The sequence below is a fragment of the Brevibacterium paucivorans genome (genome assembly GCF_016907735.1).
GTDB lineage: Bacteria > Actinomycetota > Actinomycetes > Actinomycetales > Brevibacteriaceae > Brevibacterium > Brevibacterium paucivorans.
In genome coordinates, this window is record NZ_JAFBCP010000001.1 from 207,423 (window position 1) to 229,572 (window position 22,150).

Here is a 22,150-nt window from a genome sequence, read left to right on the forward strand (position 1 = left end):
GAAGGAGAAGGTTGTCGCTTACGCGTTACCCTGCTCTTCGCGAATCTCCTGGAGTTCCGTTTCAGACTCAGCACCCAATTCGTAGAGGGTGCCAGCCTTGCGGTCAGCCAGGTACTGCTTCATTTCGCGCAACACTTCAGGTACCAGCAGGTACAGACCGAAGATGTTGACGAAGCAACAGATGAACAGAACCGCGTCAGCAAACGCCACGATCGATCCGAACGACGCCAAGCAACCAATCAAGATGAACGCCATGAGGATCAGGCGGAAGAGCGTGTCCGACCAGTTGCGACGGCCGAACAGGTAGTGCCACGCCTTTTCACCATAGTAGGCCCATGTAATCAGGGTCGAGATCGCGAATAGAACGACCGCGATCGCCAGAAGAATTGGCCACCAACCGGTGATTGTGGAGAACGCACTCGAAACAAGTTCAACACCTGCAACCGATTCACCAGCGGCCGCATCTTCGCGTGCCTTGGCAAAGGTTTCACCACCGGCAATAATCACGGTCAGCGCGGTCATGAGGCAGACAACCACGGTGTCAATAAAGGGTTCCAGCAGAGCTACGAAACCTTCCGAAACTGGGCGTCGTGTCTTTACAGCCGAGTGAGCGATTGGCGAAGATCCAATTCCAGCTTCGTTCGAGAATGCCGCACGCTGGAAGCCCACGATCATCACACCGATCATTCCACCCAGACCACCTTCAGGAGTGAAGGCTCCCGCGAAAATCTCTGCGAAAGCGGCTGGAACGTGACCGAAGTTTCCAAAGATCACAATGAGGCACGAACCGATGTACAGAACTGCCATGGCAGGCACCAACTTGTCGGTCACAGAACCGATGACCTTGATACCTCCGATAACAACCAGACCAACGAGACCTGCGAGCAAAATACCAGTGAACAGACCACCAAGAGGTCCACCCAGAGGACCTTCAGCACCACCGGTTGCTTCGCGCATCTGAACGAACGCCTGGTTCGACTGGAACATACCTCCACCGACAACACCGAACAGCAGAATCGCGATAGCGAAGATTCCCGTGAGGACCTTGGCGACTGGGCCACCGAAGCGCTTAAACGCAATAGGCAAGTACTTGAATGGGCCACCGTGAACCACGCCATTCTCATCGATTTCGCGGTATTTCACACCCAACGTACATTCAACGAACTTAGTGGCCATACCCAAGATACCTGCGACCATCATCCAGAAGGCCGCACCTGGACCACCGACAGACATAGCAACACCGACACCGGCGATGTTACCCAGACCCACCGTTCCGGAAACCGCAGACGCGAGAGCCTGGAAGTGCGTCACTTCACCTGGGTCATCTTTAGACGAGAACTTGCCTCTCACGACTTCAAGTGCGACACCGAATCCGCGGAACTGGATGAACCCGGTGATGATCGTAAAGATTGTCGCTCCGACAATCAGCCAAACCAACACGAGCGGAAGGCTTCCCCCCGCTACTGGGACCGCAAAGAAAACGATCTTTTCAAGTCCTGTGGCGATCGGTTCAAAACCAGTGTTAATCGCCTCTTCAATTTGATTCGCATTGCTCAATGCGTCCACCACCTTAGTGTGAGTTACATCTCACAATAGACTCACGGGTACCTTCGACTTTCGCAACATGAAATGTGGCGTAGGACACACTGTGTTATCGAACCGTTATCTGGGGTGTAACTCTGAACTTGCAAAACAGAAACCCGTCAGCGCGAAATGCCTTCGCACTGACGGGCTGAGCTACAACTTCAAACAGCAAACGTCGAGCTACTCGTCATCTCCGATGATGAGTACTGGAAGAGCCGGGGTCTCGTCCTTTGGCTTGTGCATTTCCCCACCTTGAGTTTTCTCAGGTTTTGGTCTCACAGCAGGACGTTTCTTGGGTTCGGCTTTCTGAATCTTCGTTTCAGTGTCGTCCCCAATCATCACCGTGCCAGGTGCGTGCACAATCGGCTCGGGTTCACGCACTTCAGGCTCAACCACTTTAGGCTCTTCGGCTTCCGGCTTCTGTGGCTTCTGCTCGGTGACCTCTTGCTTTCGTGGCTCCGACTCCTGCGTTTCATCTTGCGAATCCGCAACTTCATCTTGCCGCGAACGCATTGTGGCAGCGGCGATAGCAGTAAGCTCGTTGCTCGAAGGCTTAGACGACTTCTCGTTTGACCGGGAACGCTTCTTCCGTGACTTGTACTGCTTCGAGTTGTCGACTTCGGTTCCCGGCAAGACAAGCCCGCGACCAGACAGGTCTTCGCCAGCGGCAACCAAGCTTTCAGCCAAACCAGTTCCGATTCGTTTACGCGTCATCTGGACGAGCCCAAGCGACGTCACTTCTGCCACCTGGTGCTTCGTGCGGTCACGCCCCAAGCACTCGACCAAACGTCGTACAACAAGGTCGCGGTTGGATTCCAGCACCATGTCGATGAAGTCAACGACGATAATTCCGCCGATGTCACGCAGGCGAAGCTGGCGAATCACTTCCTCGGCCGCTTCAAGGTTATTCTTGGTCACCGTTTCTTCGAGGTTGCCTCCGGAACCGGTGAACTTACCCGTGTTGACGTCAATAACCGTCATCGCTTCGGTACGGTCAATGACGAGCGAACCACCAGAAGGAAGATTCACTTTGCGCGACAGCGCCTTCTCAATCTGTTCGGATACGCGGAAGTGATCGAAAACGTCGTCCTCGCCCGTGTAGCGTTCAACGCGTTCCACCAGATCCGGCGCAACCGACTCCACATACTCATGGATCGTGTCATAGACACCGTCACCATCGATGACCAGCTTGGAGAAGTCTTCATTGAACACGTCACGAATAATGCGCACGATCATGTCTGGCTCTGAGTACAGAAGTTGCGGAGCCAGCACCTTTGTCGAAGTTGATTTCTTCTCGATCGTCTGCCAACGCTTGGCCAGACGCTCGATGTCCCGTGTGAGCTCTTCCTCGCTCGCACCTTCAGCGGCCGTGCGAACAATGACACCGTTACCTTCTGGAACGGCGTCTCCCAGCAACTTACGCAAACGCTGACGTTCCTTGTCGGGCAATTTGCGTGAAATTCCCGTCATGGAATTGTTGGGGACGTACACCAGGAAGCGACCAGGCAAAGAAATCTGGCTAGTGAGTCGGGCACCCTTGTGTCCGATGGGGTCTTTGGTCACCTGCACCAGAACTGAGTCACCTGGGTTGAGCGCCACTTCAATACGGTGAGGCTTTCCGTCCATTCCCAGAACGTCCCAGTTCACTTCACCGGCATAGAGGACCGCGTTACGCCCCTTGCCAATGTCAACGAACGCCGCTTCCATGCTGGGCAGCACATTCTGCACCTTACCCAAGTACACGTTGCCAATCAGCGACGCCTGCGCTTTGGCTTCCGAGAGGTAGTGTTCTACCGCAATTCCATCTTCGGTCACGACCAACTGCGTGCGCCCATCGTGTTCACGCACGATCATGGTGCGTTCGACCGATTCGCGACGCGCAAGGAACTCCGCTTCCGTGATGAGCGGACGACGTCGACCAGCTTCACGCCCTTCGCGACGGCGCTGACGTTTCGCTTCGAGGCGGGTAGAGCCCTTCACACCGGTAACGGAATCTTCCGCGTTGCGGACTCGGCGGCGACGGCGACGGCGTGACGATTCGTGGTTGTCGTCATCATCGGACTCCTTTGAGTCAGCCTGCTTGCCACTGTCGGAGTCCCTGTCGCCTTTAGCCGAGGAGTCTTTACCTTCCGAGTTCCCGGAGTCATCACGCGACCGGGAGCGACGACCTCGGCCACCACGGCGACGACGTCGCCGATCATTGTCGCCGGACTCTTCTGTGTTGTCAGAGTCGTCCGAGCTGTCGTTGTCCTCGTCCTCGTCATCGCTGTCGTTGTCATCGTCGTCATCGCCGGTCCACGTGGGGTCAACGACTTCGCCGAGTTCCGCCTGGGGCTGTTGGAACGTCAGGAAATTTGAGCTAGGCGCCTTGATGGGCTCCACCTGTTCGTCTTCGTCCTGTTGGGCAGCAGAAAATACCGCTTTGGGGTCATAAGGATCCCCCGCCGAGGTGGTTACCAGGTTTTCGGGTTGCGCTACCTGTCCGGGCAGGTTGGAGAAAATCGCCGAAAGCGGGTCGAGCGGACGGCGATCTTGCTGAGGTTCGGGTTTCTGATCGTCCTCAGTGGTCGTTACCGGCTCCGTTGACGACGTCGCTTCTTTACGTTTGTCTTCAGCTACTCGAGCGATGTCCTCCAGGGCATCGCGGTTCTCTTGATTGACTTCAGTAGCTTCCTGGTGGTCATCTTCGACACCAGTTTTACCGCGGGATTTCCGTAAATTTTCGAGGTCGGCAAGAATGCCGGCCTTAGGATCGAGGTCCTGTGTATTCATTTTGTTAAACTCCTGACCCTTCCAGAACGCGATGCACCTTTCGCACACTGTCCGGGAACTGACACTGTCTACGCGTTTGTACGCAAAAACTCTTGAGCAGTGAGGCTCGCGCAATGGCGCGGTGGCCTGCTTCTCTTTAACCACGCGGATCAAGACCCACAAGGTGGAAGCTCGAGGTCTGGTGCTCAACCTCGCTCGTCCATCATTATGTCACACGGTTCATGTACAAACCCTGGATACGCGCCGTCACTGCTGTCCATTCAGTGAACGGTACAGTGCCACACGTTGCGATCGCGTGCATGGTGGCGCCTCCCCGTGGCATGCTTAACTGCGTGAGTGCAAAAGTAGCTGAAACAGATGAGCACCCCCGGGCCATGGAAACACAGTCGTCATCGTGGCTTCTCAATCCTGTGGTCCATGGGATCTACATGGTCGCGTTCTCAGTGATTGGTCTCCTTGCTTCATTTGACCTTTCGATTGAAAAGGTGAAGAAGCTTGAGAATCCGGAGTACATCCTGTCGTGCGATATGAACCCGTTCTTTTCGTGCAGTGGCGTCATGCAGTACCCGCAATCACAGCTGTTTGGCTTTCCTAACCAGTTCTTAGGAATCGCCGCGTTTGTCTTTCCTCTTCTGCTGGGAGTCTTGCTGATCAGTCGTGCACAGATTCCCGGCTGGGTGATGGTTGGCCTGAACATTGGGCTCTTGGGTGGTGTGGCCCTGGTGACATTCCTGTACATCAGTTCAATCTGGGTGATTGGAATCGGGTGTCCCTGGTGCATCGTGGTGTGGACGGTCACCATTCCGCTGTTCTGCACTACAACTGGCTATAACGCGCTAGTGGGTAACTTTGGAACACGCATTCGCGACAACGTCACTGTCCGCGTATTTGCGTCGAGTTCACTTCTCATCAGCGTGGTGCTGGTCTTTGTTATCTACGTGTCGATTGTGATTCGCTTCTGGGATTACTTCAGCACGCTCTTCTAAAAGCGAACCACACGCAATCACCCCGGCACGTGGGCGCCGGGGTGATTCGTATTCACAGATGTGGGTGGCTCAGTCTTGGAACCACAGGCCGATTTCACGTTCAGCCGACAGCGACGAGTCTGAACCGTGCACCACGTTCTGCTGTGCCACGGTCCCCCAGTCACGTCCGAGGTCGCCACGAATGCTTCCTGGAGCAGCTGTCGTTGGGTCGGTGGCCCCGGCGAGCGTGCGGAAACCGAGGATTGCACCGTCGCCCTCAACAACCATGGCCACAATTGGGCCGGAGGCCATGAAGTCGACCAGCGGCTCAAAAAACGGCTTACCTTCGTGCTCTTCGTAGTGTTCCGTGAGAAGTTGACGTGAGGCTTCCATCATCTTCAAACGTTCGATGGTGTAGCCCTTGGTTTCGATGCGTGAAATGACTTCACCAATCAAACCGCGCCTCACGCCGTCGGGTTTGACGAGGACAAGAGTCCGTTCGCTCACGAAGATTCTCCTAACGTTGAAATTGAGCAACCACTACTAGGTTAGCCTTTCTTTTGGGCGTCCGCGGCAATCTCTTCCTTGGCCCATTCTGTGGCTTCACGGTCGATGCGTTTGCCCCAATACACCGCCACAACCCACATGGCTGTATAGATCACACCCACAATGAGCATCATGGGCATGACGAAGGCTGTGAGAAGGACACATGCTTGAGCTATGTGACCCAGCGTGAGTCCAACACCCGAACCCATAGCTTTTCGTGGCAAGGTGGCGGTTGCAACCACACACAAAACGGTGATCACCGAAGCTCCTACGATGAGCCACGTTAACGACACTGGTCTCAGTCCGTAGCCAACGAGGAACGCCAGGTAGACCACCAGGATTTCCGAAATCAGAATCGTGCCACACAACACCGGGAGCTTCGACTTCAGAGGCAGTGTAGGAAGCGATTGGCTCACGACTGCTCCTTCCGCCCTAAGAGCGTGCGGGCTTCGCCCACCGTTGACAGCGACCCGGTCACAACAACACCCGTCCCCGACTCATCGAGCGCCAAATCGAGTGCCTTCATGAGCGCGGAATTCATGTCGTTTTCGACTAACACGTCGTCGGCCCCCCACCATTCGCTGGCTGCGTGAGCGAGCTCGTCGGCCCCCATGGCACGAGGAGACTGGACCTGCGTCACGATCACGCGTCGCGCGAATCGGCTCAAGTGCTCAAAGACGCCGTGCGGGTCTTTATCCGCGTACATCGCGACGACTGCCACGACCTCGGCGAAGTCAAAAGCGTCACCCACCGTTTCAGCGAGAACCTGGGCAGCGTGCGCGTTGTGCGCGCCATCGACAATCACCGTGGGTTCTGACCGCAGGATCTCAACACGCCCAGGTGAGGTCACAGCGCTCATGCCTTCACCAACCACGTCAACGTTCAACGGTTTGTCTTCTGTTCCCAAGAATGCTTCGACCGCGGCCAGAGCAACTGCCGCGTTGACCGCCTGGTGCTCACCGTGTAGCGGCAAGAACAGGTCGGGGTAATCCTCCAGCTGAGTGCGCACGTGAATCACTTGGCCGTCGACCGCGTTTACCCGGCTTTGCAAACCAAATTCGCGACCAAGCCACCTGGACTCAACACCACGATCAGCGAACTCCGAGGCGAACACATCTTCCACCTCGGGAACCTGGGGGCCCACCACCGCAACCGGGTGCGGGGCAGGCGACGGATCCACGGTGCGGTTGAGAATGCCCGCTTTTGTGCGCGCGATCTCTGCGACCGTGTCTCCCAAGAACTGCTGGTGATCCAGGCTCACAGGGGTGAACACGCACACCTGAGCGTCAGCGACATTCGTTGAGTCCCATTCGCCGCCCATGCCCACTTCGAGGATCATGACGTCGACTGGAGCGTCGGCGAAAATGGCGAACGCAACCACGGTGAGCGCTTCAAAGAACGTCAGAGGCGGTCGGTCCGACTGGGCCAATTCCTGGTCAACGATGTGAAGAACCGGCTGAATGTCGTCGACAATCTCGACAAACTTCTGGGCGTTGACGGGTTCGCCGTCCACGCTGAAACGCTCGGTGAGGTCCTGCATGTGCGGGCTGGAAAACCGTCCCGTGCGCAGGTCGTGGGCCCGAATCAGTGTGTCGACCATGCGCACTGTGGACGTTTTACCGTTGGTGCCCGTCACCGTGATCACCGGCGCCGAGGTGTGTATGTCGCCCAAAAGCTCGCACGCTCGGCGTGTAGCGTCTAGGCGCAGTTCAACTTCAGTTTCACCGGCCCGCGTCTGCAGGAGAGCCTGGGCGCGGGCGAGTTCAGATGTGAGATCCATTAGGCCTTCACCACGCGAATGTTCGCGTTCAGTTCATTCGCACTGTGCAGATCGTCACCCGTTGCTTCATCTGTGCTGAGTTCGAACTGCAGAGCCAGCGTTTCACCGGCAATGAGCAGGCGGTGCGGAGTGAGTGCCTGCGCGGTTGCGTCGTCGGTGTAGAGGGTGACGCGGATGCGGTCAGAAACATCCAGGTCGAGCTCACGTCGGATGTTTTGGATTGCGCGGACGGCATCACGTGCCAATCCTTCCGCTTCCAGTTCCGGCGTCACAGTCTTATCCAGCGCCACGAAACCGGAGTCGGTAGGTGCCAGAACGACCGTGTCGCTTGCCGCCTCGGCGACTTCTTCTAAGGTGTACTCACCTTCCACAAGCTCGATCCCACCGGAGACCACCACGCCGTCGTTGACCGACCAGTCGCCGGTCTTTGAACCCTTGATTGCCGTCTGCACGTCCTTCCCGAGGCGCGGGCCGGCAGCGCGGGCGTTCACCGTGAGTTTGTGGTCGAGTGAGAATCCGGCTTCGGCGGCTTCGGCCATGCGAAGCACCTCGACGGATTTCACGTTGAGCTCGTCGGCGATGATGGATGTGAAGTCCTCACCCAGCTCGATGTCAGTTGCGACCGTCAGCGTGGACAGCGGCAGGCGCACGCGCAGGTGCTGTGCCTTGCGCAGGCTCGAGCCCACCGAGCACACGCCGCGGGTTGCGTCCATGCGTTCAACCAGATCGGGATCTGCAGGGAACAGCGTTGCGTCTGGGTAGTCAGCCAGGTGGACTGACTCTTCGCCCGTGAGGCCACGGAAAATTTCTTCTGCCACGAACGGCATGAGCGGGGATGCAGCACGGATGAACGCTTCAAAACACGTGTAGAACACGTCGAAGCTTTCGTGCATGGCCACGGTGCCGTCCCAGAAACGACGGCGCGACCTGCGCACATACCAGTTGGTCAGAAGATCCAAGTACTCACGGATCAGCTGGCACCCATTCCACAAGTCATACGCGTCCATGGCCGTCTGGAAGTCCACCAGGAAGTCGTGAGTCTTAGCAAGCAGGTAGCGGTCCAGAACCTGGCTCGACTCATACCGTTTCTTGGCGCTGTAGCCGCGGGTGTCTTCGCCTTCTGCTGATTCAGCCGTGTTGGAGTACGTGGCAAAGAAGTACCACGCGTTCCACGCTGGCAGAATCACCTGTCGAACCCCGTCGCGGATTCCCTGTTCCGTGACGATGAGGTTTCCTCCGCGCAGGATGGGGCTGGACATGAGGAACCAGCGCATCGCGTCAGAACCGTCCCGTTCAAACACTTCGTTGACGTCCGGATAGTTGCGCAGGCTCTTCGACATCTTCTGTCCGTCTGAGCCCAAAACGATTCCGTGGCAGATCACGTCCATGAACGCTGGCTTGTCAAACAGCGCGGACGCCAGAATGTGCAAGGTGTAGAACCATCCGCGTGTCTGCCCGATGTACTCAACGATGAAGTCGGCCGGGTAGTGGTGTTCGAACCAGTCTTTGTTGTCGAACGGGTAGTGGACCTGCCCGTATGGCATGGAACCGGAGTCGAACCACACGTCCAGGATGTCTTCGACGCGACGCATGGTGGACTTCCCAGTGGGGTCGTCCGGATTAGGGCGGGTCAGTTCATCGACGTACGGGCGGTGCAGGTTTGGTTTGCCGTCGGGCCCGGTGGGCAGTCGACCAAAGTCACGTTCGATCTCTTCAAACGAACCGTAGACGTCCAGACGTGGATATTCCGGGTTGTCTGACTTCCACACGGGAACGGGGCTTCCCCAGAAACGATTACGGGTAATCGACCAGTCGCGTGCGTTTTCGAGCCATTTTCCGAACTGGCCGTGCTTGACGTTGTCCGGCACCCACGTGATCTTTTCGTTGTTGGCCAGCATCTTGTCTTTGATCTTGGTGACCTCAACGAACCACGAACTCACACCCTTGTAGATGAGCGGGTTCTTGCAACGCCAGCAGTGTGGATAGGAGTGGTTGTAGGTTTCGTGGCGCACCAGCACGGTGCCGTCCCACACAGACCCTGTTTCGCCGTCCTGTTTGGTGGCGTTCTTGAGCTGTCGAATGAGTGGCGCGTTGGCTTCGAACACCTGCAGTCCTGCGAATTCCTTCACTGGCGCGGTGAACTGGCCGCTCGCGCTCACGGGCATGACGGCTTCGATTCCGGCGGCTTGGGTGACAACGTAGTCGTCCTCACCGAACGCTCCCGCGGTGTGAACCAGTCCGGTACCGTCCGAGGTGGTGACGAAGTCCCCTTCGAGGATCCGGAAGGCGTTTTCGTGGCCTTCGTAGTAGGTGAACGGCGGGTTGTAGGTGTGGCCCAAAAGGTCGGAGCCTTTCAGCGTTTCAACAACCGTGGGGTCCTCCCCCAGTTCCTTTGCATACGCTGCCAGCCGTGCCTGAGCGATCACGTACCTTTCAGCGGTACCGGTTGGCACCTCGGACTCTACAACCACGTAGTCGATATCCGAACCAACCACGATCGCAAGGTTAGAAGGCAGGGTCCACGGCGTGGTGGTCCAGATGAGGAACTTAGCGCCGTGCAGACATTCGAGTGGGCCACCCGAGCATGTCAGGCCAACGGTGACCGACGGGTCCTGACGGTCCTTGTAGACCTCTTCGTCCATGCGGAGTTCGTGGTTCGACAGCGGTGTCTCATCCGACCAGCAGTAGGGCAAAACTCGGAAGCCTTCGTAGATGAGGCCCTTGTCGTACAGGGTCTTAAACACCCACAGCACCGACTCCATGAATTCGGGGTTGAGGGTCTTGTAGTCGTTTTCGAAGTCGACCCAGCGACCCATGCGGTTGACGTACTCTTCCCACTCGTTGGTGTACTTGAGTACGGAAGCACGCGCGGCGTCGTTGAACTTTTCGACGCCCATGTCCAGGATTTCGTCTTTGGTTTTCAAGCCCAGCTGGCGCATGGCTTCGAGTTCGGCAGGGAGACCGTGCGTGTCCCATCCAAAGCGTCGCTCAACTTTCTTCCCGCGCATGGTCTGGTAGCGCGGAACGACGTCCTTGACGTAGCTGGTCAGCAAGTGGCCGTAGTGTGGCAAACCGTTCGCAAACGGAGGGCCGTCGTAGAAAACGAACTCATTCTCACCGTCGACGCCTGCATCCCGTTGTTCGACAGACTTGCGGAATGTGTTGTTTTCGTTCCAGTAAGCAAGAATGTCTTTTTCTAGTTCTGGAAATGTGGGGCTGGGTGTAAGTCCGCCAGTAAACGTCGTCGCCTGGGGGTACACCCGTTGGGTGTGAGCTTCTGAGCCGGTTGTTTCGGTCATGAGCGTCCTTTAACTTTCAGGGGCCGAGTGGTTCGCACTTGACCCGATTTACGGTGTCATCCGTGCGAGGACGAAGGCCAGTGGGCCACCGCGGTACCACCCCGCTTATCTGTTCTTCCCGAGGTGGAAAGGACAGATCGCTCATAAGGCTGTTACGGGCCTACCCGTCCGGTTCTACTGGGCGAATGCTCTGCTGCCGATGTACGCATGCTTTTGTGCAACCGCTTTTCTTCCGGATGCTCCCCGGTGATGGCCGGATCATAGCGGTATTAGCTTACCGCATAGAAGCCCGTGTATACGTGTGTAGTGTGGGACATATATAGAGGAGGACGAATGACGGATCAGAAACTACGTGCAGTTGTTACTGGCGCCAGCTCAGGTATTGGTGCAGCAACCGTTCGCCAGCTCCGGGCTCTCGACTGGGACGTTGTGGCAGTTGCCCGGCGTGAAGACAAGCTCAAAGCGCTCGCAGACGAAACCGGTGCCAGCTACATCGTGGCCGACATGACCAGTGACGAAGATGTCACCCGGATGGCTGAAAAAGTGCTCGCCCACGGACCTGTCCACTCGCTCGTGGCCAACGCTGGATTCGCCCTGGGCACCGATGAAGTCAAAGACGCCAACGTCGACGACTGGAAGAAGATGTTTGACATCAACGTGTTGGGTGTTGTGCGCGCCGTCAAGGCACTCCTGCCTGCCTTGGTCGACTCCGGCCGAGGTGACATTTGCATTATGAGTTCCACGGCCGGGCACATTGCCTATGAAGGTGGAGGAGGATATGTCGCTGCCAAGCACGGAACCACCTCGGTCGCGGAAACCTTGAGGCTGGAACTTGCAGGCCAGCCGGTCCGCGTCATGGAAATTGCCCCGGGTATGGTCGCGACCGACGAATTTTCTCTCAAGAGGTTGGGGTCCCAGGAGGCTGCCGACAAGGTGTACGAGGGCGTTGAGCGCCCGCTGACGGCCGAGGACGTTGCCGACGCTGTTGTCTACACGCTGACGCGTCCGCACCATTTCAATGTTGACCTCATGGTCATTCGCCCCATCGCGCAAGCGGCGCAACACAAGGTGGCGCGCAACTCCGGACTCTAAAGGTCTTTGGCCTTTGCCCAACCCAGGTGAAAAGATATTGCTATGAATAACGGCCCAAGCACACACGACTCGGTGCACCTTCCAGATAAACCAGCCCTCGAAGGGCTTTCCGAAAAATGGGACGCAAAGTGGGGTGAGGAACAGGTCTACGCGTTTGACCGCAACACCACACGTGAAGAGGTCTACGCGATCGACACTCCCCCACCAACCGCGTCTGGTTCGTTGCACGTGGGCCACGTCTTTAGTTACACACACACCGACGTCATGGCACGCTACATGCGCATGACCGGCAAGAACGTTTTCTACCCCATGGGATGGGACGACAACGGCCTGCCAACCGAACGTCGCGTACAGAACTACTACGGTGTCAAATGCGAACCTTCGCTGGCCTACGACCCGGACTTCACGCCACCGGAGAAGCCGGCGAAGAACCCGCGCGACTTTGTGGCGGTTTCTCGCCTCAACTTCATTGAGCTGTGCGAAAAGCTGTCTGCTGAAGACGAAAAGGTTTTCGAGCAGTTGTTCCGCTCAGTTGGGCTGTCCGTCGACTGGAACTATTCGTACCGCACGATCGACGACAAGTCCCGTGCTGTCTCCCAGCGTGCGTTCTTGCACGATTTGAAGGCGGGGCAGGCGTACTCACAGGACGCACCCACCATGTGGGATGTGACGTTTGGGACCGCGGTTGCACAAGCCGAACTCGAAGATCGGGAAAAGGAAGGCGCGTACCACAAGGTCAAGTTCTTCCCCACTGGATCCGAAGGCCTGGCCGACACAGCACGTGAGCCGGTTGTCATTCTGACTTCGCGCCCAGAGCTCATTCCTGCAGTTGTGGCGCTTGTGGCCCACCCTGACGATGAGCGTTACCAGGGTCTCTTTGGTTCGACGGTTGTGTCGCCACTGTTCGGTGTTGAGGTTGAGGTCAAGGCGCACGAACTCGCTAAGTCCGACAAGGGTACGGGTATCGCCATGGTGTGTACGTTTGGTGACCTCACCGACGTCACGTGGTGGCGTGAGTTGGACCTCCCAACGCGTGCCGTGGTGACCCGTGACGGGCGCCTGAGCCGCGAGGTTCCGGAATGGATTGCGAGTTCCGCAAAGGCTGACGCGGCCGAGGTGTACGGCAAGCTCGCCGGAAAGACCACCTTCACGGCTCGTAAGGAGATCGCTGAGCTGCTGGAAGAGTCCGGTGACCTCACCGGCCCCATTGAGCAGATCACCCACCCCGTGCCGTTTTATGAAAAGGGTGACAAGCCTCTTGAGGTGGTCACTTCGCGTCAATGGTACATCCGCAACGGTGGGCGAAGCGCGGAACTCCGTGACGCTCTGATTGCGCGGGGTCGCGAAATCGACTGGCACCCAGCGTTTATGCGTTCTCGTTATGAAAACTGGGTTGAGGGCTTGAGCGGTGACTGGCTGGTGTCACGTCAGCGCTACTTCGGTGTTCCGATTCCGCTGTGGTACCGCCTCGATGAGCAGGGCCAGCCGGATTACGACGACCCGATCGTTCCAAGCGATGACCAGTTGCCAGTGGACCCACAGGCCCACACACCTGAGGGCTTCACGGATGAGCAGCGCGACCAGCCAGGTGGCTTCACGGGCGATCCAGATGTGCTGGACACATGGGCAACGTCGAGCCTGACACCACAGCTGATTGGTGGATGGTCCACGGACGACGACCTGTTCAGCAAGGTCTTCCCGTTCGACCTGCGTCCGCAAGGTCACGACATTATTCGCACGTGGTTGTTCTCCACGGTGGTTCGCGCCAACTCGATTAACGGCTCGATCCCGTGGACGAACACTGCACTGTCCGGGTGGATCTTGGACCCGGACCGCAAGAAGATGTCAAAGTCCAAGGGCAACGTGGTTGTACCCAGCGACATCATCGCGGAAACCAAGCCTGGGTTTGGGCCCGACGCGGTTCGTTACTGGGCCGCAAGCGCGCGTTTGGGCGGTGACACCGCATATGACGTGTCGCAGATGCAGATCGGTCGCCGTTTGGCGATGAAGCTGTTGAACGCGTCGAAGTTTGCCTTGGCGCAGGGTGTTCACGCAGGTCACGTCCAGAACTTTGACCACGTGACTCACCCGCTTGACCAGGCGTTGCTGACCAAGTTGCGTGCCACGATCGAGCAGGCGGGTGCGCACTTCACCGAGTACGACTACGCTCACGCGCTACGTGTCACCGAGTCGTTCTTCTGGGAGTTCACCGACGACTACGTGGAGCTCGTTAAGGACCGGTCATATGGTGCGCAGGGCGAACAGGCTCAGCTGTCGGCTCACGTGACCCTGGCGACCGCACTTGACGCTCTGTTGCGCCTCTTTGCTCCGTTCATGCCGTTCGTCACTGAAGAAGTGTGGTCGTGGTGGCATGACGGATCTATCCACCGAACCACATGGCCAGGTGCCACCGAAATCACAGTCGGTGACACCACGGGCGTGGACCTGGAAACCATCGCAACGATCCTGGCAGAGGTTCGCCGTGCCAAGACCGAGGCAAAGGTTTCCCAAAAAACCGAGGTCGTCTCAGCGACTCTGCGCGCAACCGCCGCCGTGGTGGCGATGGCAGAGGCCACACGGGGCGACTTGGAAGCTGCGGGCCGTATTCGCGAGTGGGAACTCACCGTTGACGACGCGCAGACCGAACCCACTGTCACTGACATCGAGTTCGCTGTCGAAGAAAAATAATCAACGGAGGCACTATGCGTAGTGAACTGTTTGCCGACATCCACCAGGAAAAGAACAACACCGAACGTTGGACTCTGCAGTCCAAACGAATGTTGCGCACCTACATCACCCCAGACGCGCCTATGGTTGCGACGAAGGGAGCGATGGTTGCATACCAGGGCAATGTGACGTTCCGTCACAAGGGCTCGCGTTCGGTTGGCGAGTTCTTTAAGAAGCAGCTGACCAGCGAGGACACTCCTATGATGAGTGTTGAAGGTCACGGGGAGGTTTTCTACGCCCGGAACGCGGCGAACATCTTCCTGATGCAACTCGAGGGTGACCAGGATGCGTTGACGGTGAACTCGTCGCGGTTGCTGGCCTTCGATGCGCACCTCAACTGGGATATCAAACGTATCCGCGGTGGAATGGGCGCCTTGGCGTCTGGGTCAGGGCTGTTCAACATTGAGATGTCGGGGCAAGGTAGCGCCTCGGTGTGCTGTTACGGTGACCCCATGATTCTCGACTGTTCGCAGACTCCAACGTATGTGGACCCGCAGGCTGCGGTGTGCTGGTCGGCAAACCTTGCGCCTCAGATCAAGGTGGACGCTTCAGTTGGAACGTTTATTGGGCGTGAGTCTGGTGAGACTGTCCAGTTGATGTTCCACGGCCCCGGTTTCGTTGTGGTTCAGCCGGCAGAAACGTACTAGACCGAGGTTGTTTTCGCTTTAGGCCGTCTTTCGGGACGGCCTTTTGCGTGCCTTTTTAGGGACGAGCGTGGGTGCGACGTTGCTGTTGACGACGTCGTGTGTGATGACGACGCGTTCAATGTCGTCGCGGCTGGGCAGTTCAAACATGATGGGCTGGAGGACTTCTTCGAGGATTGAGCGAAGTCCGCGCGCACCGGTTTCGCGTAGGAGGGCGAGGTCGGCGATAGCTTCGAGTGCTTCGTGTTCAAATTCGAGTTCAACGCCGTCCATGTTGAACATGGCTTGGTACTGTTTGACCAGTGCGTTGCGTGGTTCGGTGAGGATCGCGATGAGTGCTTCGCGGTCCAGGTTGTCCAGCGTCGCGATCACGGGGACACGGCCGATGAACTCAGGAATGAGGCCGAACTTCAGGAGGTCTTCTGGGAGCAGGTCCTCGAAGTGGTTAACGTCGTCTTCCTTGGATTGGATGAGTGCGCCAAACCCGATTCCGTGCTTGCCCTTGCGTGCCGAGATGATCTCTTCGAGGCCAGCGAATGCGCCGGCCACGATGAAGAGCACGTTGGTGGTGTCGAGCTGGATGAACTCTTGGTGTGGGTGCTTGCGTCCGCCTTGGGGAGGAACGGAGGCCTGGGTTCCTTCCAGGATTTTCAGGAGTGCCTGCTGGACGCCTTCGCCTGATACGTCACGGGTGATGGACGGGTTTTCGGCTTTTCGGGAAATCTTGTCGATTTCGTCAATGTAGATGATGCCGGTTTGGGCGCGTTCGACGTCGAAGTCAGCGGCTTGGAGTAGTTTGAGCAGGATATTTTCGACGTCTTCACCTACGTATCCGGCTTCGGTGAGTGAAGTGGCGTCGGCGACTGCGAAAGGTACGTTGAGTTTCTTGGCGAGAGTCTGGGCCACGTAGGTTTTGCCGGAACCAGTTGGGCCCACCATGAGGATATTGGATTTAGCGATTTCGACCTCAGGCTTTTCGCCAGACCGCATCGCGTTGATGCGTTTGTAGTGGTTGTACACCGCAACTGAGAGAGCGCGTTTGGCGGATTCTTGGCCCACGACGAAGTCGTTGAGGTGGTCGAAAATGTCCTGTGGCTTGGGGAGTTCGATTGCCTGATCAGGTTCTTTACCGGCGTTGAGTTCTTCGTCGATGATTTCGTTGCACAGACCGATGCATTCGTCGCAAATGTATACGCCCGAACCCGCAATGAGCTTTCGGACCTGTTTTTGCGTTTTGTCGCAAAAACTACATTTAAGTAAATCTGCACCTGCGCGTGTCACTGTCACAACCTTTCACAGAACTCATACCCAGAGTAGTACGCCCGCTTGCTCCATGCTTGCACAAACGCGCTTAAGCTGGCGGTTTTCCTGTAACGGTGTGTCGCTGGATCCTACTCTCATGAGGTTGAAAGACGGAACACCGCACACAAACGGCGCGGGCCGAGGAACACCTCGGCCCGCGCTTGCCACCTCTCGGTCTAACCGGTCACTTTGAGCCAGTTACGCAAAAACTGCTATTTCACACCTTTACGGCTGCTGAGCACCTGGTCGACCAGTCCATAGTTCTTGGCTTCTTCGGCGGTGAGGAACAGGTCGCGTTCGATGTCGTTCGAGACCTCGTCGGCGCTCTTATTCGAGTGCTTAGCGAGCGTCTCCTCGAGCCAGCGACGCATTCGCAAGACCTCGTTCGCCTGAATCTCAAGGTCTGACGCCTGCCCCTGACCTTGCCCCTGCATTGCGGGCTGGTGAATGAGCACACGCGCATTCGGCAGAGCAAGACGCTTTCCAGGCGCACCCGCCGCCAGCAGAACCGCCGCAGCAGAGGCTGCCTGCCCCAAGCACACGGTCTGGATCTCTGGTTTGATGTACTGCATAGTGTCGTAGATCGCCGTCAGCGCCGTGAACGATCCACCCGGCGAGTTGATGTACAGCGTGATGTCTCGGTCAGGATCCTGACTCTCAAGCACAAGCAACTGAGCCATCACGTCATCGGCCGAGGTGTCGTCCACCTGCACGCCCAAGAAGATCACTCGGTCTTCAAACAGTTTGGTGTATGGGTCCTGGCGCTTAAAACCGTACGGCGTACGCTCTTCGAACTGAGGCATCACGTAGCGCGACGTCGGCATGTTTCCAGCGGTTGCCCATGGGTCAATGTGTGTCATGAAAGTCTCCGATCAGTTGGATGCAGCTGCTGGAACGTCGGCAGCGTGGGTCACCACTTTGTCGATGAAGCCGTAGTCCAGGGCTTCATCTGCAGTGAACCAGTGGTCACGGTCGTTGTCCTTGAGGATCTGCTCAACCGTCTTACCCGTCTGGTCTGCGGTGATCTGTGCCATCTGACGCTTCATGTGAAGAATCAGTTCGGCCTGGATCTTGATGTCGGTTGCAGTACCGCCGATTCCACCCAGTGGCTGGTGCATGAGAATACGAGCGTGCGGGGTCGCAAAGCGCTTGCCCTTAGCACCGGAGGACAGGAGGAACTGACCCATCGAAGCGGCCATTCCCATTGCGACGGTTCCCACGTCGGGCTTGATGTATTGCATGGTGTCGTAGATCGCCATGCCGGCGGTCACGGACCCACCTGGGGAGTTGATGTACAACCAAATGTCTTTTTCAGGGTCCTCAGCAGCCAGGAGCATCATCTGTGCACAGATGGCGTTCGCGTTGGAGTCACGCACTTCGGAACCCAGCCAGATGATCCGTTCTTTGAGCAGACGGTTGTAGATGTGGTCGTCCAGGCCCATGCCGGAGCCTGGGACATCCATTGTCCATTCGTGGTTCGTCACGTTTCACTCCTGTAATAGAGGTAATTTCTACGAACTTTAACCCGCTTGGGGCCAGTTTTAGTCCCAGTTGGCCCGTTGTTCGCCATCAGCGTGAAAGAGTCCGCCGAGGTGGGATACAGAAAAGCCCGCCTCGCACCGGTGTGCGTGGCGGGCTTTGTGGCAGTGGCGACTACTTGTCGGTGTCCTCTGCCGTTTCTTCTTCTGTGCTTTCAGCAGCTTCTGCTTCTTCGACGGCTTCTTCTGCTTCGGCTTCAGCTTCTGCGACTTCTTCTTCGTCAGCGGCTGGGGTGGTGAAGGCAGTCATGTCGACCTCGTTGCCTTCGGTGTCCACGACCTTGGCTTCCGACAGAACGCTTGCGAGACCTTTACGACGCGCAACGTCGGCCTGCAGGGCCATAACCTGTCCCTGCGATCCGAGCGCCTGCATGAAGTCCTGCGGGCTCATGCCGTACTGCTGAGATGCGGTCATGATGTACTCGATGAGTTCCTGCTGCGAAACTTCGATCGACTCAGCCTTCACAATGGCGTCGAGGATGAACTGCGTACGCATGGTGCGCTCAGTTTCTTCTGTGACTTCCTTGCGGTGCTCGTCGTCTTCTGTGCGGTCTTCGTTTTCCAGGTGACGGTTGACTTCAGCTTCAACGAGCTTGGCCGGCACAGGAACGTCGACTTTTTCGAGGAGAGCTTCCAGGACCTTGTCGCGTGCTTCAACGCCCTGTTCAAGTTCCTTGTTGCGCTTGGCAGTTTCTTTCAGGTCCTCGCGGAGCTCTTCCATGGTGTCGAACTCAGAAGCCATCTGTGCGAAGTCGTCGTCAGCCTCTGCAAGCTCACGTTCCTTAACGGACTTGAGGGTGATCTTGACGAGAGCGTCCTTACCTTCGTGTTCCCCACCTGCAAGCTGGGTTTCGAAGCTGGTTTCTTCACCTTCGGACAGGCCTTCGAGTGCTTCGTCCATGCCCTTGAGCATGGTGCCGGAGCCAACCTGGTAGGACACGTCGTTTGCGGAGTCCACTTCTTCTTCGTCAACGAGGGCAACCAGGTCCAGCGTCACGAAGTCGTCGTTTGTGGCTGGGCGGTCTACTGCGTTGAGGGTGCCGAAACGGCTACGCAGTGCATCGAGCTCTGCTTCGACATCTTCTTCAGTGACCTCGATGGGCTCAACTTCAACGCTGATGTCGGAGTATGTGGGCAGTTCAACCTCTGGCACGCAGTCCACTTCAACGGTGAACTTCAGTTCGCCTTCGTCTTTTCCGTCCAAGCCAGGGACTTCCGATACCTCTACTTCAGGCTGGCCCAGTGGCTCTACGTTGTTTTCTTCAACCGCACGACGGAAGAATCCATCGAGGCTGTTGTTGACTGCTTCCTGCATGACAACTGGGCGGCCAACACGGTGGTCGATCAGCTTCGCAGGCACGTTACCGCGACGGAATCCGGGCACGTTGATCTGACGAGCGATCTGCTTGTAGGCCTCGTCGATGCTCGGCTTGAGTTCGGCAAACGGTACTTCAACGCTGAGCTTGACCCGGGTCGGGTCGAGTTTCTCGACGGAGCTCTTCACTTTTTACCTCTCGTTAAAACTTACGCGGGCATTAGTCCCGCAGAACACAACTGACCATTCTAATGGTTCATCTGCGCTTTACGCACATCGGAAACGCCTGTAGCCCTGTGGGCTAAGCCAGATTCTGCGTAAAGCAAAAGTCCCGAGGCTCTGTTCGAAACAGTGCCTCGGGACTTCACATCCGAGGGGATGACGGGAATCGAACCCGCACTATCAGTTTGGAAGACTGAGGCTCTACCATTGAGCTACATCCCCGAGCGCTCAACCAACTGTAGTACACCGCTCGCCAAAAACCAAATCCTGGCCACAAACACACGTTTCTGCAGGTCAGGGCACTTACCCGGCACCCACCTCGGGACTTCCACCGAAGAGACCCACCCATCCGCCACGCCGGAATTTGCTTTCGCCGATTTATGGGATATGCTTTTCAAGTTGTCTAAACACGGGGTGTGGCGCAGCTTGGTAGCGCATTCGCTTTGGGAGCGAAGGGTCGCAGGTTCAAATCCTGTCACCCCGACAACACACAGAAAGTCCCGGAACACGTGTTCCGGGACTTTCTTGTTTCAGCAACCTCGGTAGCTACCGGTTACTAACTACCCAAACAACTTCGGCGGAATGATTTCCGACTTCGCGACAGCCGTGGCCCACAACGTCGCCAAACCTTGCAAGTCAGACACCTGTTCATCCGACAGCGCATCCCACGTACTTGCCACACCCATGTCGGTGAGAGCTTCAACATGCGCCCGCAGCTTGACACCCTCCTCCGTCAATGTCGCCTCATCATCCGCGCTGGTAAGGAAACCGGCCATCGCTAACTTTTCTGCCACCTCGGCCCATTCTTCTGACGTCCACCCACGCATCTTTCGCATGTAATACGGAGCAAAGGACTTACCCGTGGCAGAGTCCAAAACGATCGACTCCACACTCCCAACACCCGTGGCAACGAGGGCTGCCAGGTGAGCGTCACCTCGGAACTCACGCAACAAGGTGATGTCCCACCACAGTTGCACCAACTCACCAGCGTCATCACCAGCCGACTTTCGCGCATTCACATGCGCCGCATACAACGGCTTCCCGCACACGTCACTTGCCTCAAGAACAGGGGCGAGCGCCCGGCGAATGTGCGGAATGGACTCCAGTAGTTCGCTACCACCTGGCCCCGCTACCAACTTTTCGACAATCTTTTCCGCGGCACGCACTCGGGTCGCGTGGATCTCCTCCGGCGCCGCCTGTTCCCAGCACGCGGGAACGTGGGCAGACACATAAGCGGGAGCAAAACTGTAAAAGGTCGCGGTCACCAGTTCAGCGCTAGCTTGCCCCAATGGCGCCGCACGTTGCGCAAGGTACTGCGCGTCACGCTCCACACCAAGCGCATCAAGTTCAGCCACCATTTCTTGCGCGAAATATGAAGCAGAGTGCACAGTGTCGAGTCGCTTTGTCGTGGAACGAATCACCTTTGATCGTGTCATACAGATCACACTACACGCGTTCATGTGGACGCGCGGCCTGATTCACCTCGCAACCTTGGGTATTGTCCACAGTGTGACGAACCCACATGCGACGAACCCGCCCAGTTTCACGCGAACGGACCTGGCAAAGTACGCAGCTGTTGCCCTGCTGGCCGGTTCGGCTGTCATGCTTTTTGGCCTGTATGACCAGCCTCTGCGCGTCTGGGGATTCGCCGCCTTGGCAGCCTCAGTGGCGCTGTCATGGTGCGCAGACAAGCCGTTTGCCAAGGACATCTTGCTGATAGCCCTGGGTTTGGGCATTCTGCGCACGATCTCCCTCGAGGCCGACATCTCATGGCCCAACATGTTCCTTATGGGCGCTGTCCTAGGCGCCTCGGTATTCGTGCCGTACGCATTGAGCCGGTGGGTGTACCGCGATCACGCCATCCGCTTCCCTACCCGAAAGGGTCGAAAGTGGTCGCGTTTGGAATTCGGGTGGCTTGCTTTCGTGATAATTGTGGGCTGGCTGGTCCTCCCCCGCTACTTCTTTTATTCCGGCGCGTATCTCAACTGGCCGGCCGTGGTCACGCCCAGCGAAATCTCCCGCCTGTTCATTGGGGTGAACGCCGTTGGCATTTGGGACGAGCTGTTCTTCATCTGCACAGTCTTCACCCTTTTGCACCGACACTTTTCGTTTTGGCCGGCAAACATCATCACGTCCATTATTTTCGTGTCGTTCCTGTGGGAGTTGGGTTACCGGTCGTGGGCCCCGCTGATCACGATCCCGTTCGCCCTGGTCCAGGCCGTCATCTTCACGCGCACCAAGTCGCTACCGTACACGGTGACCGTACACCTGCTCTTTGATGCGGTTGTGTTCCTATCGATTGTGCATGCCCACCATCCGCAGGCGTTGCCTATTTTTTGGTATTAAAAAGCCGAGGTGGCCCCA

16 protein-coding genes and 2 tRNA genes are annotated in these 22,150 nt (G+C 57.2%); 6 read left to right on the forward strand and 12 right to left on the reverse strand.

Annotation, left to right across the window (positions count from 1 at the left end; all coding sequences use genetic code 11):
• Positions 1-18 precede the first annotated feature (18 nt).
• Positions 19-1,569 (reverse strand): amino acid carrier protein, encoded by a 1,551-nt coding sequence (locus JOE56_RS01000; RefSeq protein ID WP_204514439.1) that lies wholly within the window; start codon positions 1,567-1,569, stop codon positions 19-21.
• Between the two features lie 195 nt (positions 1,570-1,764).
• Positions 1,765-4,518 carry an Rne/Rng family ribonuclease gene (locus tag JOE56_RS01005; protein WP_204516035.1) on the reverse strand — a complete coding sequence of 918 codons (2,754 nt, stop codon included), beginning with the start codon at positions 4,516-4,518 and terminating at the stop codon, positions 1,765-1,767.
• Between the two features lie 170 nt (positions 4,519-4,688).
• Between JOE56_RS01005 and JOE56_RS01010 the strand changes: the two genes are divergently transcribed.
• Positions 4,689-5,342: a vitamin K epoxide reductase family protein gene (locus JOE56_RS01010; RefSeq protein ID WP_338028594.1), complete on the forward strand. Its 654-nt coding sequence runs from the start codon at positions 4,689-4,691 to the stop codon at positions 5,340-5,342.
• Positions 5,343-5,411: 69 nt separating this feature from the next.
• Here JOE56_RS01010 and ndk read toward each other — a convergent pair whose 3' ends face one another.
• From ndk to ileS, 4 genes are read right to left on the reverse strand one after another with little or no spacing between them, the layout of a single operon-like run.
• Positions 5,412-5,828 carry a nucleoside-diphosphate kinase gene (ndk, locus tag JOE56_RS01015; RefSeq protein ID WP_204514440.1) on the reverse strand — a complete coding sequence of 139 codons (417 nt, stop codon included), beginning with the start codon at positions 5,826-5,828 and terminating at the stop codon, positions 5,412-5,414.
• Between the two features lie 41 nt (positions 5,829-5,869).
• Positions 5,870-6,283 carry a DUF4233 domain-containing protein gene (locus JOE56_RS01020; RefSeq protein WP_204514441.1) on the reverse strand — a complete coding sequence of 138 codons (414 nt, stop codon included), beginning with the start codon at positions 6,281-6,283 and terminating at the stop codon, positions 5,870-5,872.
• Entirely contained in the window at positions 6,280-7,647 is a 1,368-nt protein-coding gene (locus JOE56_RS01025) for a bifunctional folylpolyglutamate synthase/dihydrofolate synthase (RefSeq protein WP_204514442.1), read from the reverse strand. The genes JOE56_RS01020 and JOE56_RS01025 overlap by 4 nt, the downstream gene beginning before the upstream one ends.
• Positions 7,647-10,946 (reverse strand): isoleucine--tRNA ligase, encoded by a 3,300-nt coding sequence (gene ileS, locus JOE56_RS01030; protein ID WP_204514443.1) that lies wholly within the window; start codon positions 10,944-10,946, stop codon positions 7,647-7,649. Before ileS ends, JOE56_RS01025 begins: the two co-directional genes overlap by 1 nt.
• Positions 10,947-11,279: 333 nt before the next feature.
• On the opposite strand from ileS, the gene JOE56_RS01035 reads away from it, so the two are divergent.
• Genes JOE56_RS01035 through JOE56_RS01045 form a run of 3 tightly spaced genes read left to right on the forward strand, consistent with a single transcriptional unit; the run spans position 11,280 to position 15,412 of the window.
• Complete coding sequence (locus JOE56_RS01035) at positions 11,280-12,038, forward strand: SDR family oxidoreductase (protein ID WP_204514444.1); 759 nt, start codon at positions 11,280-11,282, stop codon at positions 12,036-12,038.
• A gap of 42 nt (positions 12,039-12,080) precedes the next feature.
• Complete coding sequence (gene valS, locus JOE56_RS01040; RefSeq protein WP_204514445.1) at positions 12,081-14,726, forward strand: valine--tRNA ligase; 2,646 nt, start codon at positions 12,081-12,083, stop codon at positions 14,724-14,726.
• Between the two features lie 14 nt (positions 14,727-14,740).
• Positions 14,741-15,412: an AIM24 family protein gene (locus tag JOE56_RS01045; RefSeq protein WP_204514446.1), complete on the forward strand. Its 672-nt coding sequence runs from the start codon at positions 14,741-14,743 to the stop codon at positions 15,410-15,412.
• Positions 15,413-15,430: 18 nt separating this feature from the next.
• Here the strand turns inward: JOE56_RS01045 and clpX are convergent, their stop codons facing one another.
• The 5 genes from clpX to JOE56_RS01070 all read right to left on the reverse strand — a co-directional run bounded on the left by clpX (position 15,431) and on the right by JOE56_RS01070 (position 20,008).
• Entirely contained in the window at positions 15,431-16,690 is a 1,260-nt protein-coding gene (gene clpX / locus JOE56_RS01050; RefSeq protein ID WP_338028595.1) for an ATP-dependent Clp protease ATP-binding subunit ClpX, read from the reverse strand.
• Between the two features lie 233 nt (positions 16,691-16,923).
• Positions 16,924-17,571 (reverse strand): ATP-dependent Clp protease proteolytic subunit, encoded by a 648-nt coding sequence (locus JOE56_RS01055; protein WP_005882823.1) that lies wholly within the window; start codon positions 17,569-17,571, stop codon positions 16,924-16,926.
• A 12-nt stretch (positions 17,572-17,583) separates the two neighbouring features.
• The gene (locus JOE56_RS01060) at positions 17,584-18,174 is read right to left on the reverse strand and encodes an ATP-dependent Clp protease proteolytic subunit (protein WP_102238335.1); all 591 of its coding nucleotides are present in this window, start codon (positions 18,172-18,174) and stop codon (positions 17,584-17,586) included.
• Positions 18,175-18,364: 190 nt separating this feature from the next.
• Positions 18,365-19,753: a trigger factor gene (tig, locus tag JOE56_RS01065; protein WP_204514448.1), complete on the reverse strand. Its 1,389-nt coding sequence runs from the start codon at positions 19,751-19,753 to the stop codon at positions 18,365-18,367.
• Positions 19,754-19,937: 184 nt separating this feature from the next.
• Positions 19,938-20,008, reverse strand: a tRNA-Gly gene (locus tag JOE56_RS01070).
• A gap of 188 nt (positions 20,009-20,196) precedes the next feature.
• On the opposite strand from JOE56_RS01070, the gene JOE56_RS01075 reads away from it, so the two are divergent.
• Positions 20,197-20,270 (forward strand) — tRNA-Pro (locus JOE56_RS01075).
• Between the two features lie 76 nt (positions 20,271-20,346).
• On the opposite strand, the gene JOE56_RS01080 is transcribed toward JOE56_RS01075, so the two are convergent.
• Positions 20,347-21,222, reverse strand: a complete 876-nt coding sequence (locus JOE56_RS01080) for an SCO6745 family protein (RefSeq protein ID WP_204514449.1) — start codon at positions 21,220-21,222, stop codon at positions 20,347-20,349.
• 22 nt (positions 21,223-21,244) lie between these two features.
• On the opposite strand from JOE56_RS01080, the gene JOE56_RS01085 reads away from it, so the two are divergent.
• The gene (locus tag JOE56_RS01085) at positions 21,245-22,132 is read left to right on the forward strand and encodes a type II CAAX endopeptidase family protein (RefSeq protein ID WP_239530314.1); all 888 of its coding nucleotides are present in this window, start codon (positions 21,245-21,247) and stop codon (positions 22,130-22,132) included.
• Positions 22,133-22,150 lie beyond the last annotated feature (18 nt).